Annotated in this window: 15 protein-coding genes and 1 pseudogene; 8 read left to right on the top strand and 8 right to left on the bottom strand. The window is 55.5% G+C overall.

What is annotated here, in order from left to right:
- Positions 1–312: pseudogene (locus M8370_RS21310) on the bottom strand (type II toxin-antitoxin system HigB family toxin); the annotation flags it as partial.
- A 133-nt stretch (positions 313–445) separates the two neighbouring features.
- On the opposite strand from M8370_RS21310, the gene M8370_RS21315 reads away from it, so the two are divergent.
- Complete coding sequence (locus tag M8370_RS21315) at positions 446–1195, top strand: hypothetical protein (protein WP_250021689.1); 750 nt, start codon at positions 446–448, stop codon at positions 1193–1195.
- Between the two features lie 211 nt (positions 1196–1406).
- On the opposite strand, the gene M8370_RS21320 is transcribed toward M8370_RS21315, so the two are convergent.
- The 3 genes from M8370_RS21320 to M8370_RS21325 form a co-directional block, all read right to left on the bottom strand.
- Positions 1407–1862 carry a hypothetical protein gene (locus tag M8370_RS21320; protein WP_044158803.1) on the bottom strand — a complete coding sequence of 152 codons (456 nt, stop codon included), beginning with the start codon at positions 1860–1862 and terminating at the stop codon, positions 1407–1409.
- Between the two features lie 27 nt (positions 1863–1889).
- Entirely contained in the window at positions 1890–1997 is a 108-nt protein-coding gene (locus M8370_RS23690) for an ash family protein (protein WP_164928061.1), read from the bottom strand.
- A gap of 243 nt (positions 1998–2240) precedes the next feature.
- Positions 2241–3122, bottom strand: a complete 882-nt coding sequence (locus M8370_RS21325; RefSeq protein WP_250021690.1) for a LysR family transcriptional regulator — start codon at positions 3120–3122, stop codon at positions 2241–2243.
- A 105-nt stretch (positions 3123–3227) separates the two neighbouring features.
- Between M8370_RS21325 and budA the strand changes: the two genes are divergently transcribed.
- From budA to M8370_RS21345, 4 genes are all read left to right on the top strand, one after another.
- On the top strand, positions 3228–4007 hold the full coding sequence (gene budA, locus M8370_RS21330; protein ID WP_014831009.1) for an acetolactate decarboxylase: 780 nt from the start codon (positions 3228–3230) through the stop codon (positions 4005–4007).
- A complete protein-coding gene (alsS, locus tag M8370_RS21335; RefSeq protein WP_284038922.1) occupies positions 3979–5700 on the top strand; it encodes an acetolactate synthase AlsS in 1722 nt (573 codons plus the stop codon). The genes budA and alsS overlap by 29 nt, the downstream gene beginning before the upstream one ends.
- A gap of 20 nt (positions 5701–5720) precedes the next feature.
- A complete protein-coding gene (locus tag M8370_RS21340; protein ID WP_250021691.1) occupies positions 5721–6491 on the top strand; it encodes a (S)-acetoin forming diacetyl reductase in 771 nt (256 codons plus the stop codon).
- A 138-nt stretch (positions 6492–6629) separates the two neighbouring features.
- Positions 6630–7103 (top strand): cold-shock protein, encoded by a 474-nt coding sequence (locus M8370_RS21345; RefSeq protein ID WP_023620402.1) that lies wholly within the window; start codon positions 6630–6632, stop codon positions 7101–7103.
- A gap of 44 nt (positions 7104–7147) precedes the next feature.
- On the opposite strand, the gene betA is transcribed toward M8370_RS21345, so the two are convergent.
- Genes betA through betI form a run of 3 tightly spaced genes read right to left on the bottom strand, consistent with a single transcriptional unit; the run spans position 7148 to position 10899 of the window.
- Positions 7148–8812, bottom strand: coding sequence for a choline dehydrogenase (betA, locus tag M8370_RS21350; RefSeq protein ID WP_013097649.1), 1665 nt, complete (start codon positions 8810–8812; stop codon positions 7148–7150).
- A gap of 13 nt (positions 8813–8825) precedes the next feature.
- Positions 8826–10298, bottom strand: a complete 1473-nt coding sequence (gene betB, locus M8370_RS21355) for a betaine-aldehyde dehydrogenase (RefSeq protein WP_250021692.1) — start codon at positions 10296–10298, stop codon at positions 8826–8828.
- 13 nt (positions 10299–10311) lie between these two features.
- Entirely contained in the window at positions 10312–10899 is a 588-nt protein-coding gene (betI, locus tag M8370_RS21360) for a transcriptional regulator BetI (protein ID WP_058651704.1), read from the bottom strand.
- 128 nt (positions 10900–11027) lie between these two features.
- On the opposite strand from betI, the gene betT reads away from it, so the two are divergent.
- The 3 genes from betT to nadS all read left to right on the top strand — a co-directional run bounded on the left by betT (position 11028) and on the right by nadS (position 13871).
- Positions 11028–13061 carry a choline BCCT transporter BetT gene (gene betT / locus M8370_RS21365; protein WP_029883753.1) on the top strand — a complete coding sequence of 678 codons (2034 nt, stop codon included), beginning with the start codon at positions 11028–11030 and terminating at the stop codon, positions 13059–13061.
- Between the two features lie 137 nt (positions 13062–13198).
- A complete protein-coding gene (locus M8370_RS21370) occupies positions 13199–13585 on the top strand; it encodes a type II toxin-antitoxin system RelE/ParE family toxin (protein ID WP_023620401.1) in 387 nt (128 codons plus the stop codon).
- Position 13586: 1 nt separating this feature from the next.
- Positions 13587–13871 (top strand): NadS family protein, encoded by a 285-nt coding sequence (gene nadS, locus M8370_RS21375; RefSeq protein WP_013097645.1) that lies wholly within the window; start codon positions 13587–13589, stop codon positions 13869–13871.
- An 81-nt stretch (positions 13872–13952) separates the two neighbouring features.
- Here nadS and entD read toward each other — a convergent pair whose 3' ends face one another.
- Complete coding sequence (gene entD, locus M8370_RS21380; protein WP_250021694.1) at positions 13953–14600, bottom strand: enterobactin synthase subunit EntD; 648 nt, start codon at positions 14598–14600, stop codon at positions 13953–13955.
- Positions 14601–14654: the final 54 nt, after the last annotated feature.

Consider the following 14654-nt stretch of genomic DNA (forward strand, 5'->3'; position numbering starts at 1 on the left):
GAGGTCCGTGAGCTTGTCATACTCTGCGTGAGTGCTGATGTGTTTGATGAAGATCTTTCCCCGCTCAAAATCAGCAAAAACATCACTCTTAAATGCCCGCCACCCACATCAATGACTCACCATTTTTCCCGGTATTTCATCCTGTCCCGACTGGGGGAAGCGCTTTCGCATGTCGTCTGGTGATGGGTAGTGCACATTTTTTAGTACCCGGTAAAGATCGTCCAGGGCGAGTGCTTGATTAGGAAATTGACTGGTGGCCGCGTCGAAAGGCGCTCTTGGACTACTTGCATCCTTTCCCCTTGTTTTCTCAATGGAAACATTATAGATGGTGGGTGATGAGTTGACAATATGGAAACTGGGAGGGGAGTGCAGATTCTACATATATTTTTTGCAATAGTTTGATATGGTTAGCACATATGCTTAACTTACATTCTAGGTATCCAAAGTGATTTTAAATGACATTTTTAAAATATCTGAAGTAATTACATCTCCGTTTCACTACATATTTAAGAGGAAACTCTCTCATTATTTATATCAAAAAAGTATTATTGATATTCTAACGAGTGTTAATGATAAAAAACTACGAGAATGTTACAGGCCTCTTGATTTGATTAATGCAAGAGAGTTTAGAGGTATAATAAATTCACTTTTCCAACCAGGTGACTACCATTTTTCCACAATAGATATCGCTGTTGCAATTAATATTGCAATAGCGCATTATTGTGACAACGAATTTAATAAGCATAGCCATGAAATTATTGATTTATCTTATCATTTATCACGTGAAATAAAAGAGTCAATAATTAAGAGTAAAATAATGCGAGATGGTTTAATTGATTATGGGAAAAATATTAGCCAAATTGATGTTAATCCAGAAAGGATAAAAATTGAATATTTATTCAAAAATAAGAAAGATTTATTTAAACATTACTTTTCAACATTTAACAACACTAACTTTAACCATAGTATTAGAATCTGGCATCAAAGCAATGATAATGCTTGGGTTGATTGGGCCGAGAAAAACTCTATATGCATAAACATTAATCCATACAAAATTCGTGAGGGTTTCTTTTTAGTCGGGTTCGATTATTTTGATGTTACAAATAATGAAAGTTTACATATTGCCAGTAACAAAGATGGATATGAATATTTTAATAAACAGTTGAAAAATAGTTCATATGTATGGGTGCGATAAGCATAATAAAATGGAATAAATGCAAAGAAATGGGCAAACGGTCATTACTAGGAATGAAATGCCGTCATTATGTTCTCAGCCTATGGGGAGGGCGAAAATACAAACGTTTGCTCTTACTTCGTAATAGACATTCAATAAACAACATTAAATTTTGCGTAAGACCGGGGATCTGCTTCTTACCCAGCAGATCCCCGGCCTCCCATCACCCGCCTCAGTGCGCCGTAATATACGGCTCCTTCACAAACTCCGCTAACAACCAGACCATATCATGCAGCAGTCCGACGAGTTCTTGCGCCACGCTTGCAGGCAGTGTCCCACCCATCACCGCCAGCGTTAACGCTACGGCATAATCCACCTGCAACGTCGTTTCCTGCCAGCAGTCCGGCACGCAGGAGGCAATCTTTTCTCCCGCAATCAACTGTTTAACAAGATACTGCGGAAGTTCATCATCGCAGCATTCCCGCAGCCGCTTCAGCACAGCCAGCAATCGCTTGCAGAGTGTGGCAAACGTCACCGCGTCATCAGTTTCCACCAATACGCTAACATACGCAGTGCAGGCGTCAGCCAGTTCGAAGAGATCCGCAGAATCGGGAAGTTGCTGGTGGAGAAGGTGATAAACAGAGCTTTCTTCAGTAAGCGCGTAAGAAAATCCAGGGATAGTAGCCATAAGGCATCCTCTTTATGCAAAAAAATATTAACCGCCCGATGAGTTCCTACACTCAGAAGGGGTAGCGCTGACGGAGGTAGGAATACCGTGCATAAAGAAAAACGGCCAGCCTTTCGACTGCTCCGTCAGCGCCACCGTGATTCTAACGGGATATGCGCTGTCGCGACAAAAAATATCGCTTTATGCTAACGGGTTCCTACGCCCGGTTGCGGATGTGCCGCAACGCAAGCACTTTACGACCGCGAAGAAGGGATGAAAAGGGATGCCCATGAATTACATAAGGTTGCTTGCAGGTTTGCGAGGCGGCTTCCAGAATGGCATTGCCGGATGGCGGCTACGCCTTATCCGGCCTACAAAAACCACCAACCAAACCGGCCGCTACTCCTCGCTTATCATCGTCAAGAACCGCTTCACTGTCCGCGAGCGTTCAAAGCGCCGCCAGCAGAGCGCGATATCGGTATAAAGCTCGGGTGAACTCAGCGCGTGGTAGGTGACATTCGGCGGAGAAATGGCCGCCATCGATTTCGGCACCAGCGCGAATCCGCCGCCTGCAGAGACCATGCTCAGGGAGGACGAGAGCTGAGACGACTGCAGCGCGCGCTGTACGTCTATTCCGGCCCGTTCGCAGCAGCTGTAAACCCGGTCGAACAGGCCGGGCGCGACCTCCTGCGGGAACAACACCACTGGCGTATCCCGGAGCTGCTCCAGCGCCAGATCGCCGCTTGTTGCGAGCGGATGGTCGCGATGCAGTGCCACCACCATCGGCTCCCGGTCGAGGATTTTTAACTCGAATGCCTTGCTGCTCTCGCACGGCAGCCGCACGAAGGCGATATCCAGTTCCCCCTCCGCCAGCATCGCCGTCAGAGAAGACATATTGGCCTCCACCTGGTGTACCTGCACCGCCATGTTCTGTACCTGAAACTGACGAATGAGCGCGAAAATTTTGGGATGAAAAGCATCTGAACTGGTGATGCCAATCGACAGGTTGCCGTTCAGACCGCGCGCGATGCCGCGGGCTTTCTCCAGCGCGGCGTCGCTCAGCGCCAGGATCTTACAGGCATCCTCGTAGAAGGCTTCTCCCGCTTCGGTTAGCTCCACACCTCTCGTCAGACGCCTGAACAGCGGCGTGCCCACTTTCTCTTCGAGCCGTTTGATCTGCTGACTCAGAGGAGGCTGTGAAATACCCAGCGCTTTGGCCGCCCTGGTGAAGTGTCGCTCGCGTGCAACCGCGACAAAATACCGCAGATAACGAAGTTCCATATCAAAAACGTCTCAAACCAGCATGGATTCTATATTGGAACTCTCTGCTGAATCGGGTCAACATTTATTTAACCTTTATAAATAAAGTTGAAGAGGACGAGCATGATGATGCACTCATCTGCCTGCGACTGTGAGGCGAGCTTATGCGAGACCCTGCGCGGGTTCTCCGCTAAGCATCCTGACAGCGTGATCTATCAGACATCGCTAATGAGCGCCCTGCTAAGCGGCGTCTACGAGGGGGACACCACCATCGCCGATCTGCTGGCACATGGTGATTTTGGTCTGGGCACCTTCAACGAGCTGGACGGCGAAATGATTGCCTTCAGCAGCCAGGTGTACCAGCTGCGCGCCGACGGCAGCGCACGCGCCGCGAAGCCAGAGCAGAAAACGCCGTTCGCGGTGATGACCTGGTTCCAGCCGCAGTACCGCAAAACCTTTGATGCGCCGGTCAGCCGTCAGCAGATCCACGACGTGATCGACCAGCAAATTCCCTCGGATAACCTGTTCTGCGCGCTGCGCATCGACGGCAACTTCCGCCACGCCCACACCCGTACCGTACCGCGTCAGACGCCGCCATACCGCGCGATGACCGACGTGCTGGACGACCAGCCGGTGTTCCGCTTTAACCAGCGCGAAGGGGTGCTGGTCGGGTTCCGCACGCCGCAGCATATGCAGGGCATCAACGTGGCCGGCTATCACGAACATTTCATTACCGACGACCGTCAGGGCGGGGGACATCTGCTGGATTACCAGCTGGAGAGCGGCGTACTCACCTTTGGCGAAATACACAAGCTAATGATTGACCTGCCCGCCGACAGCGCGTTTTTACAGGCCAACCTTCACCCCAGCAATCTTGATGCAGCGATCCGTTCCGTCGAAAACTAACAGGAGAACTACCGTGAACAGTGAGAAACAGTCACGTCAGTGGGCGCACGGCGCCGATATGGTTGTCGGCCAGCTGGAAGCGCAGGGCGTGAAGCAGGTGTTCGGGATCCCGGGGGCGAAAATCGACAAAGTCTTTGACTCCCTGCTGGATTCGTCCATCGAAATCATCCCGGTACGCCACGAGGCGAATGCGGCGTTCATGGCGGCGGCGGTAGGGCGTCTGACCGGCAAGGCAGGGGTGGCGCTGGTTACCTCCGGGCCGGGCTGTTCGAACCTGATCACCGGCATTGCCACCGCCAACAGCGAAGGCGACCCGGTGGTGGCGCTGGGCGGGGCAGTGAAGCGGGCGGATAAAGCCAAACTGGTGCACCAGAGCATGGACACGGTTGCCATGTTCAGCCCGGTCACCAAATACGCTGTAGAAGTCAGCTCTCCGGATGCGATTGCTGAGGTGGTATCGAACGCGTTTCGTGCCGCCGAGCACGGCAGGCCGGGGGGCGCGTTCGTCAGCCTGCCGCAGGATATTGTTGACCAGCCCGCCACGGGCGCGATTTTACCGGCCAGCGGTCCGGCGCTGATGGGCCCGGCTCCCGAATCGGCCATTAACGATGTGGCGAAGCTCATCGACAAAGCCAAAAACCCGGTGATCCTGCTGGGGCTGATGGCGAGCCAGCCTGCCAACAGCACGGCGCTGCGTAAGCTGCTGGAGAAAAGCCGCATTCCGGTCACCAGCACTTATCAGGCCGCCGGGGCGGTGAACCAGGAGCACTTCACCCGCTTTGCCGGACGCGTCGGTCTGTTCAATAACCAGGCGGGCGACAGGCTGCTGCATCTGGCGGATCTGATTATCTGCATCGGCTACAGCCCGGTGGAGTATGAGCCTTCCATGTGGAACAGCGGCGACGCCACGCTGGTGCACATTGATGTGCTGCCGGCCTATGAAGAACGCAATTATGTACCGGATCTCGAGCTGGTGGGGGATATCGCTGAAACGCTGAACCTGCTTGCTAACCGGATCGATCACAAGCTGGAGCTGAGCCAGCGTGCGTCAGAGATCCTGGTCGATCGCCAGCATCAACGCGATCTGCTCGATCGCCGCGGTGCCTCGCTCAACCAGTTTGCCCTGCATCCGCTGCGTATCGTGCGGGCCATGCAGGACATCGTGAATAACGACGTGACTCTGACCGTCGACATGGGCAGCTTCCACATCTGGATCGCCCGCTACCTTTACAGCTTCCGGGCGCGTCAGGTGATGATCTCCAACGGTCAGCAGACCATGGGCGTTGCGCTGCCGTGGGCCATTGGCGCGTGGCTGGTCAACCCCGGGCGCAAAGTGGTCTCGGTGTCCGGCGACGGCGGCTTCCTGCAGTCAAGTATGGAGCTGGAAACCGCTGTGCGTCTTAATGCCAACGTGCTGCACATCATCTGGGTGGATAACGGCTACAACATGGTCGCCATTCAGGAAGAGAAAAAATACCAGCGTCTTTCCGGCGTGGAGTTCGGCCCGGTCGATTTCAAAGCCTATGCCGATGCCTTTGGCGCCAAAGGCTTTGCCGTGGAGAGCGCCGATGCCCTTGAACCGACGCTGCGTGCGGCGATGGATGTGAATGGCCCGGCCGTGGTGGCCATTCCCGTTGACTACAGCGATAACCCGCTGCTGATGGGCCAGCTCCATCTCAGCCAGATTTTGTGACTCACTATAAGGACAGAGAAATGCAAAAAGTTGCTCTCGTAACCGGCTCAGGCCAGGGGATTGGTAAAGCGATTGCGCTGCGCCTGGTGAAAGATGGCTTTGCTGTCGCTATCGCCGACTATAACGATGAGACGGCGCGAGCCGTTGCCGATGAAATCATCCGTAACGGCGGTAACGCCATCGCCGTGAAGGTGGATGTCTCTGACCGCGACCAGGTGTTTGCGGCGGTTGAGAAAGCCCGCACCGCGCTGGGCGGTTTCAACGTGATTGTGAATAATGCCGGGATTGCGCCGTCTACGCCCATCGAATCCATCACGCCGGAGATTGTCGACAAGGTCTACAACATCAACGTCAAAGGAGTGATCTGGGGCATGCAGGCCGCGATTGACGCGTTTCGCAAAGAGGGACACGGCGGCAAGATCATCAATGCCTGCTCCCAGGCGGGCCATACCGGTAACCCCGAACTGGCGGTATACAGCTCCAGTAAATTCGCGGTTCGTGGCTTAACCCAGACCGCAGCACGGGATCTCGCGCCGCTGGGGATCACCGTTAACGCCTACTGCCCGGGCATCGTGAAAACGCCAATGTGGGCGGAGATTGACCGCCAGGTGTCCGAGGCGGCAGGTAAACCGCTTGGCTATGGCACCGAAACCTTTGCCAAACGCATTACGCTTGGCCGCCTGTCCGAACCGGAAGATGTCGCCGCCTGCGTTTCGTATCTCACCGGGCCAGATTCCGACTACATGACCGGCCAGTCTCTGTTAATCGATGGTGGGATGGTATTCAACTAAAAACGTAATACTAATAAGCTCTGACATGAGTTTTCCCCTGCCCCCGTGCAGGGGCTTTTTTTTGTCTCCTCCGCCATTGTGCATTACACTGCGCGCTGCAAAACTTTAGTCATGACGATTTGACAGGCGGTAACAGCGATGAACGGTACAATCACAACGTGGTTTAAAGATAAAGGCTTTGGATTTATCAAAGATGAAAACGGTGACAACCGCTATTTTCATGTGATTAAGGTCGCCAACCCTGATCTGATCAAGAAAGATGCGGCGGTGACTTTTGAGCCAACCACCAATAACAAAGGCCTTTCCGCCTATGCGGTGAAGGTGATCCCGGAAAGTAAGCACCTCTATATTGCAGGCGAGCGCGTGAAGCTCACCTCCATCAAATCCTTCGTGGTGTTTAGCGAAGAAGAGCCTGCGGATACGGGCATCGACAAAGAGAACGCGGTGCTGTCGGTCGGGCTGCTGATGAACAACATCAAACCGAAATCCGACAAAAAACCGGGCGAAATGCGCACGGTGAAGAAGCTGGCGATCACCACCTTCCAGAATACCACGCTGATCTTTACCGAAGATGAAATCGATATCGACGCTACGGTTAAGCTGCTGAAGTAATCTGTTGCCGGGTGGCGGCTACGCCTTACCCGGCATCAGGTACCTCAGCGTCTTACCGGCGCTCCGTTCGCCACGTAATATGCCGCTGTACTCTTCGCCAGCGGCTCGCGCCCGCGAATGGCATCAGCAATTTTCTCACCGATCATAATTGTGGTGGCGTTCAGGTTGCCGGTGATGATCTGCGGCATGATCGACGCATCCACCACGCGTAACCCTTCGAGCCCGTGAACGCGGCCTTCACCATCGACTACCGCCATCTCGTCATAGCCCATTTTGCAGCTTCCACACGGGTGGAAGGCGGTTTCGGCGTGGTTGCGTACGAACTCGTCCAGCTGTTCGTCGGTCTGGCACTCAACCCCCGGGCTGATTTCGCGGCCACGGTATTTGTCCAGCGCGGGCTGATGCATGATTTCGCGGGTGATGCGGATCGCATCGCGGAATTCCTGCCAGTCCTGCTCGTGGGACATATAGTTGAACAGGATTGCCGGATGCTGGTGCGGATCGCGCGATTTAATACGCACGTGCCCACGGCTTGGTGAGCGCATCGACCCAACGTGGCACTGGAAGCCGTGCTCTTTCACCGCGTTGGAGCCGTTGTAGTTAATCGCCACCGGCAGGAAGTGATACTGAATGTTCGGCCACTCGAACTCCTCGCGGCTGCGGATAAACCCACCCGCCTCGAAGTGGTTGCTCGCCCCCACGCCGGTGCCGCCAAACAGCCACTCGGCGCCAATCTTCGGCTGGTTCCACCACTGCAGGGCAGGGTAGAGGGAGACCGGCTCTTTGCATTCGTACTGGAGATACATCTCCAGGTGATCCTGCAGGTTTTCGCCCACGCCGGGCAGGTCATGCACCAGCGGAATATCAAACTGCTTCAGCAGTTCCGCGTTGCCCACGCCGGAGCGTTGCAGGATCTGCGGAGAGGCAATCGCCCCGGCGCACAGCAGCACTTCTTTGTTTGCCGATGCTTTGGACGGGATGGTGCTTTCGCCTTCCAGCCACTCAACGCCCACGGCGCGCTTGCCGTCAAAGAGAATGCGATCGGTCATGGCATGGGTGCGGATGGTCAGGTTCGGGCGCTGCTTCGCCTGGTCCAGATAGCCGCGCGCGGTGCTGGCGCGTCGGCCCTGTGGCGTAACCGTTCTGTCCATCGGGCCGAAGCCTTCCTGTTGATAGCCGTTAAGATCGTCCGTGCGCGGGTAGCCCGCCTGTACGCCCGCTTCCACCATTGCCTCAAACAGCGGGTTCACGCCCGGTTTGGAGGTGGTGACGCTCACCGGGCCGTCGCCGCCGTGGTAGTCGTTCGGACCCACGTCGCGGGTTTCAGCCTTACGGTAGTAGGGCAGGCAGTTGAGGTAGCTCCAGTGGTCCAGACCTGGCTCTTTTGCCCAGTTGTCCAGATCCATCGCGTTGCCGCGCACGTAGCACATGCCGTTGATGAGCGATGACCCGCCAAGCCCTTTACCGCGTCCGCACTCCATGCGGCGGTTATTCATATAGGGCTCTGGCTCGGTTTCATATGCCCAGTTGTAGCGCTTGCCCTGCAGCGGGAATGCCAGTGCGGCAGGCATCTGGGTGCGGAAATCAAAGCGGTAATCCGGGCCGCCCGCTTCAAGCAGCAGAACGGTGGTATTCGGATCTTCAGTCAGTCGTGTTGCCAGAACGTTGCCGGCAGAGCCGGCACCAATAATGATGTAGTCAAATTGCAAAAAAACCTCCCGGTTAAAATATGGACTGGAATTTACCCATCTCAACCTGGATGGACTTCACCTGGGTGTAACTCTGGAGCGTCATCACGCCGTTTTCGCGGCCGATGCCGGAGTGTTTGTAGCCGCCAACCGGCATCTCTGCCGGGGATTCACCCCAGGTGTTGATCCAGCAAATACCCGCCTCAAGCTGATGAATCGCGCGATGGGCCCGGTTCAGATCGGCCGTCACGATGCCTGCCGCCAGCCCGTAGTCGGTATCGTTGGCGCGGCGGAGAGCTTCTTCTTCAGATTCATAGGTGAGGATGGACATCACCGGCCCGAAGATCTCTTCGCGCACAATGGTCATCTCGTCGGTGCAGTCGGTGAACACGGTCGGAGCGACCCACGCGCCGTTGTCAAAGCCTTCGCCCTTCAGCACGTCGCCGCCGCACAGCACGCGCGCGCCTTCTTCTTTACCTTTGGCGATATAGCGCAGCACGTTGTCGCGGTGCGGGAAGCTGACCAGCGGGCCAAAGTTGGTGCTTTCATCGAACAGATCGCCCGCGCGGATGCGGCCCACGCGTTCAACGATTTTCTGCTCAAACGCGGCCTTGAACTTCGCGGGTACGAACACGCGGGTGCCGTTGGTGCAGACCTGGCCGGAGCTGAAGAAGTTGGCCATCATCGCGATGTCGGCAGCGAGATCGAGATCCGCATCGTCAAACACAATCAGCGGGGATTTGCCGCCCAGCTCCATCGTCACCTCTTTCAGGGACGAGGCCGCCGAGTTCGCCATCACCTTTTTGCCGCTGGCGACGCCGCCGGTGAAGGAGACTTTCGCGATGCCCGGGTGTTCGGTCAGGTACTGGCCGGTCTCTGCGCCCACGCCCGGCAGAACGTTAAACACGCCGTCCGGCAGGCCCGCTTCGGTGTAGATTTCCGCAAGCTTCAGGGCGGTGAGGGGGGTGACTTCGCTCGGCTTGAAGATCATCGCGTTGCCCGCCGCCAGCGCTGGAGCGGATTTCCACAGGGCGATCTGGATCGGGTAGTTCCACGCGCCAATACCCGCCACCACGCCCAGCGGCTCGCGACGGGTGTAGACGAAAGAGGTATCGCGCAGTGGGATCTGGCTGCCTTCCAGCGCCGGGATCAGCCCCGCGTAGTACTCCAGTACGTCCGCACCGGTGACGATATCCACGGTTGAGGTTTCCGAATACGCTTTACCGGTGTCGAGGGTTTCCAGCTTCGCCAGTTCGTCGTTCCGCTCGCGCAGGATATCGACGGCGCGACGCAGAATGCGCGAGCGCTCCATGGCGGTCATTGCCGCCCAGATTTTTTGCCCTTGCCGGGCACTTTGGACGGCGCGATCGACATCTTCGCGCCCGGCGGCCTGTACGGTCGCCAGAACGTCGCCGTTAGCCGGGTTAATGGTCTCGAAGGTGCGACCGCTGGTGGCGGGTGTATAACCACCATTGATATAAAGCTGCTGTTCTGCCATTCGGGACATAAATTCTCCTCGGTTATTCGGTCGGTAAATGCTGGCTGATAAAGTGGCTGGTGAGCGACTGGGCTACGTTTTTATCCAGCGGTTTGCCGCTTAGCGCGGCGCGCAGCCACAACCCGTCGATCAGCGCTGCAAGCCCGTAACCCGCCTCCTGCGCCTGTTCACGCGGCAGTTCGCGGCGGAATTCGTACACCAGGTTTGAAAGCAAACGGCGGCTGCTTACCTGTTGCAACCGGTAGAGCATCGGCTGATGCATGCTGCTCGCCCAGAAGGCCAGCCAGGCTTTCATTGCCGCGCTGCTGATCTGGGTTTCATCAAAGTTGCCGCCGACAATCGCCTGCAATCGTTGCTCTGCGCTGCCATCCGGCAGGGCATGCAGGCGGCTCAGAACCGCGTCGCGCAGCTGGCCGGTGATGTCGCGCATGGTCGCTTCCAGCAGGCCATTTTTATCTTTGAAGTAGTGACTGATGATCCCGGTTGAGACTCCCGCCCGACGGGCGATCTGCGCGATGGTTGCGTCATGCATTCCCACTTCATTTATTGCTTCCAGCGTGGCGTCGATCAGTTGCCTGCGCCGGATCGGCTGCATCCCCACTTTGGGCATTTTTGCCACTCCATTCATCAGCGTTGGTTAACCATTAAAGCGGTTTTTGATTGGACGTTCAATATAAAATGTGTCTTAATTGTTGCGGATTTGGATTTTAATAGTTACAAAAACAGTGGGGATACTGGATGACAGATCTTTCGCAAGACAGAGAAAAGGACAAAATCAATCCGGTTGTTTTTTATACATCCGCAGGACTGATTTTGTTGTTTTCCCTGATGACGATCTTCTTTAGCGACTTCTCTGCCGAGTGGATTGGGCGCACCCTGAACTGGGTGTCGAAGACCTTCGGCTGGTACTATTTGCTGGCGGCGACGCTCTATATTGTCTTTGTTGTTTGCATTGCCTGTTCGCGCTTTGGTTCGGTGAAGCTCGGGCCCGAGCAGTCAAAACCCGAGTTTAGTCTGTTAAGCTGGGCGGCGATGCTGTTTGCCGCCGGTATCGGCATCGACCTGATGTTCTTCTCCGTGGCCGAACCGGTCACGCAATATATGCAGCCGCCGGAAGGGGCAGGGCAGACGATGGAGGCCGCGCGCCAGGCGATGGTCTGGACGCTGTTCCACTACGGACTGACCGGCTGGTCGATGTACGCCCTGATGGGCATGGCGCTCGGATACTTTAGCTATCGTTATAATTTACCCCTCACCATTCGCTCTGCGCTGTACCCCATTTTCGGTAAAAAGATTAACGGCCCGATAGGGCACAGCGTCGATATTGCGGCGGTGATCGGCACCATCTTCGGTATCGCCACTACGCTCGGGATCGGCGTGGTGCAGCTCAACTACGGGCTGAGCGTGCTGTTTGATATCCCGGATTCGCTGGCGGCGAAAGCCGCGCTGATCGCGCTGTCGGTGATTATCGCCACCATCTCGGTCACTGCCGGCGTGGATAAGGGGATCCGCGTGCTCTCCGAGCTGAACGTCGCGCTGGCGCTGGGGCTGATTTTGTTTGTGCTGTTTGTGGGCGACACCTCTTTCCTGCTCAATGCCTTAGTGCTGAACGTGGGTGACTACGTGAACCGCTTTATGGGCATGACGCTGAACAGCTTCGCCTTTGACCGCCCGGTGGAGTGGATGAACAACTGGACGCTGTTCTTCTGGGCGTGGTGGGTGGCGTGGTCGCCGTTTGTCGGCCTGTTCCTGGCGCGTATTTCACGTGGTCGCACCATCCGCCAGTTTGTGATGGGTACGCTGATTATCCCGTTCACCTTTACCCTGCTGTGGCTGTCGGTCTTTGGCAACAGTGCGCTGCATGAGATCATCCACGGTGACGCGGCGTTTGCGCAGGAGGCGATGGCGCACCCGGAGCGCGGATTCTACAGCCTGCTGGCGCAATACCCGGCGTTCACCTTTAGCGCCTCCGTGGCCACCATTACCGGCCTGCTGTTTTACGTCACCTCGGCGGATTCCGGTGCGCTGGTGCTGGGGAACTTCACCTCGAAGCTGAAGGACATCAACAGCGATGCACCAAACTGGCTGCGTATCTTCTGGTCGGTCGCCATCGGCCTGCTGACGCTCGGCATGCTGATGACCAACGGGATTTCCGCCCTGCAGAACACCACGGTGATCATGGGTCTGCCGTTCAGCTTTGTGATCTTCTTTGTTATGGCCGGGCTGTATAAATCGCTCAAGGTGGAAGACTACCGTCGCGTCAGCGCCAGCCGCGATACCGCGCCGCGCCCGCTGGGCGCCCAGGACAGACTGAGCTGGAAGAAGCGTCTCTCGCGCCTGATGAACTACCCGGGTACGCGTTACACCAGCCAGATGATGGAGACGGTCTGTTACCCGGCAATGGAAGAGGTGGCGCAGGAGTTGCGATTACGCGGTGCCTACGTGGAGCTGAAAAACCTGCCGCCGGAAGAGGGCGAGACCCTGGGGCATCTGGATCTGCTGGTGCATATGGGCGACGAGCAGAACTTTGTCTATCAGATCTGGCCGCAGCAGTATTCGGTGCCCGGGTTTACCTACCGCGCGCGCAGCGGCAAATCGACCTACTACCGGCTGGAGACCTTCCTGCTGGAAGGCAGCCAGGGGAATGATTTGATGGACTACAGCAAGGAGCAGGTGATTACGGATATTCTGGACCAGTATGAACGGCACCTGAACTTTATCCATCTGCACCGGGAAGCGCCGGGGAATAGCGTGATGTTCCCGGATGTGTAAACGAATTCTTAAAACTCCTTTTGTCTGTATATAAATACAGTTCCCTGGAGCAGTATTACTCAAGGAAGAGTAACAATGCAGCAAGAGCCTGACTTTGATGTCTTAGGTTTTTGCTGCGATTAGGGAAGGAAACATGGATGAATCACGCGATAGAGTTTATCGAAACATCACTCTTTACCCGACAGATTAAAAGCATTGCTACGGATGATGAATTAAAGGATCTGCAAAAGGAACTCATTGCCTGGCCTGATAAAGGCGACCTGATCCAGCAGACGGGTGGTTTACGTAAAATAAGGATGGCTACAGGCCCAAAAGGAAAGAGAGGCGGTGCAAGAGTGATTTACTTTTTGGCCACGAAGGAGGTGATCTATTTCATTATGGCCTACCCAAAAAACACTAAAGACAGCCTGACTGAGGCAGAGAAAGCAGAACTTAAAAAACTGACTTCTGTGCTGAAAAATACTGCTTCCAATGCCGTAAATGAAAGGTGTACTATGTACTCCGTTCAGGCAGGAGGAGGCTGACATGAGTATCTTTGATGAGTTAAAAACTTCGCTTGAAGAGGCCGTTGAGATCCATAGCGGAAGGAAAGCCGCTTCCAGGGTAACCCGCTATGAAGTCGCGGATGTTCGCGCAATCAGAGAACAGCTAAATGTTACTCAAAGCGAAATGGCGAAGGCACTTGGCACGAGCGTTGATACCATAAAAAGCTGGGAGTCTAAACGTCGTAACCCAACCGGGCTGGCGGCGAAGGTTCTCAATGTGATTCAGAAGGATCCCGCGTTTTATAAAGCGCTTGCAGCTCAGTGAGTCCCCCTCATGCCGGGTGGCGGCTTCGCCTTACCCGGCCTACCGCGAGCCAACTTTGTAGGCCTGATAAGCGAAGCTCCATCAGGCTTGTAGCAGCGTCAACACGCTGTCATCCCTTTTGTGCCAGAAGAGGGTGAAACGTGTGCCCTCCGCATATTCTCCAGCCGGGTGTGAAAGCACCAGCACAAGGGTTTTATCATCTAACGCTGCGACTCTCGCACGGTCAAAACCCATGTAAATCTTTACCTGCGGAAACAGCGCTTTAAACAAACTTTCTTTCGCGCTAAACGCGAGCGTCAGCGCCTGTGCAAAAGGGTAGCCTGAACGCGTTAAACACGCCGCTTCCTGCGCATTGATGATACCGTCCTGGATTTCATGGGCTTCATGGTCGGAAAGGATCGCCTCTGTATCGATACCTACAAGGGCATGAGGATGGTGAACCACAACCGCCATCGCCTGCGTGCCGCTGTGAGTGATGCTACCCGAAAACCCCTCCGGCCAGAGCGGTTCGCCGCTGGGGCCGATGCCGGGAACGGCGTGGCCAGGTAAGGCATGCGCGGCGGCGATGCGGCCCGCCAGATGCTCGGCTTTGCGTTTGCGTCCGGCGTCAGCCAGCTGTGCGTGATGGGGGAGCCAGAGGAGATCGGCGTCGTTGAAGGTGGTGGGGGCGAAGGTGATGCGGTGAACGGTGAGGCTGGCGAGAACGAACGTGCTGTGGGTTGTGTGCATGGTATTCCCTTCAGAATTGTGCGGCCTATTGCCCTCACCCCGACCCTCTCCCAC

It is taken from the genome of Enterobacter cloacae complex sp. OE43NF, assembly GCF_023544405.1.
In the GTDB taxonomy this organism is placed as follows: Bacteria; Pseudomonadota; Gammaproteobacteria; order Enterobacterales; family Enterobacteriaceae; genus Enterobacter; species Enterobacter cloacae.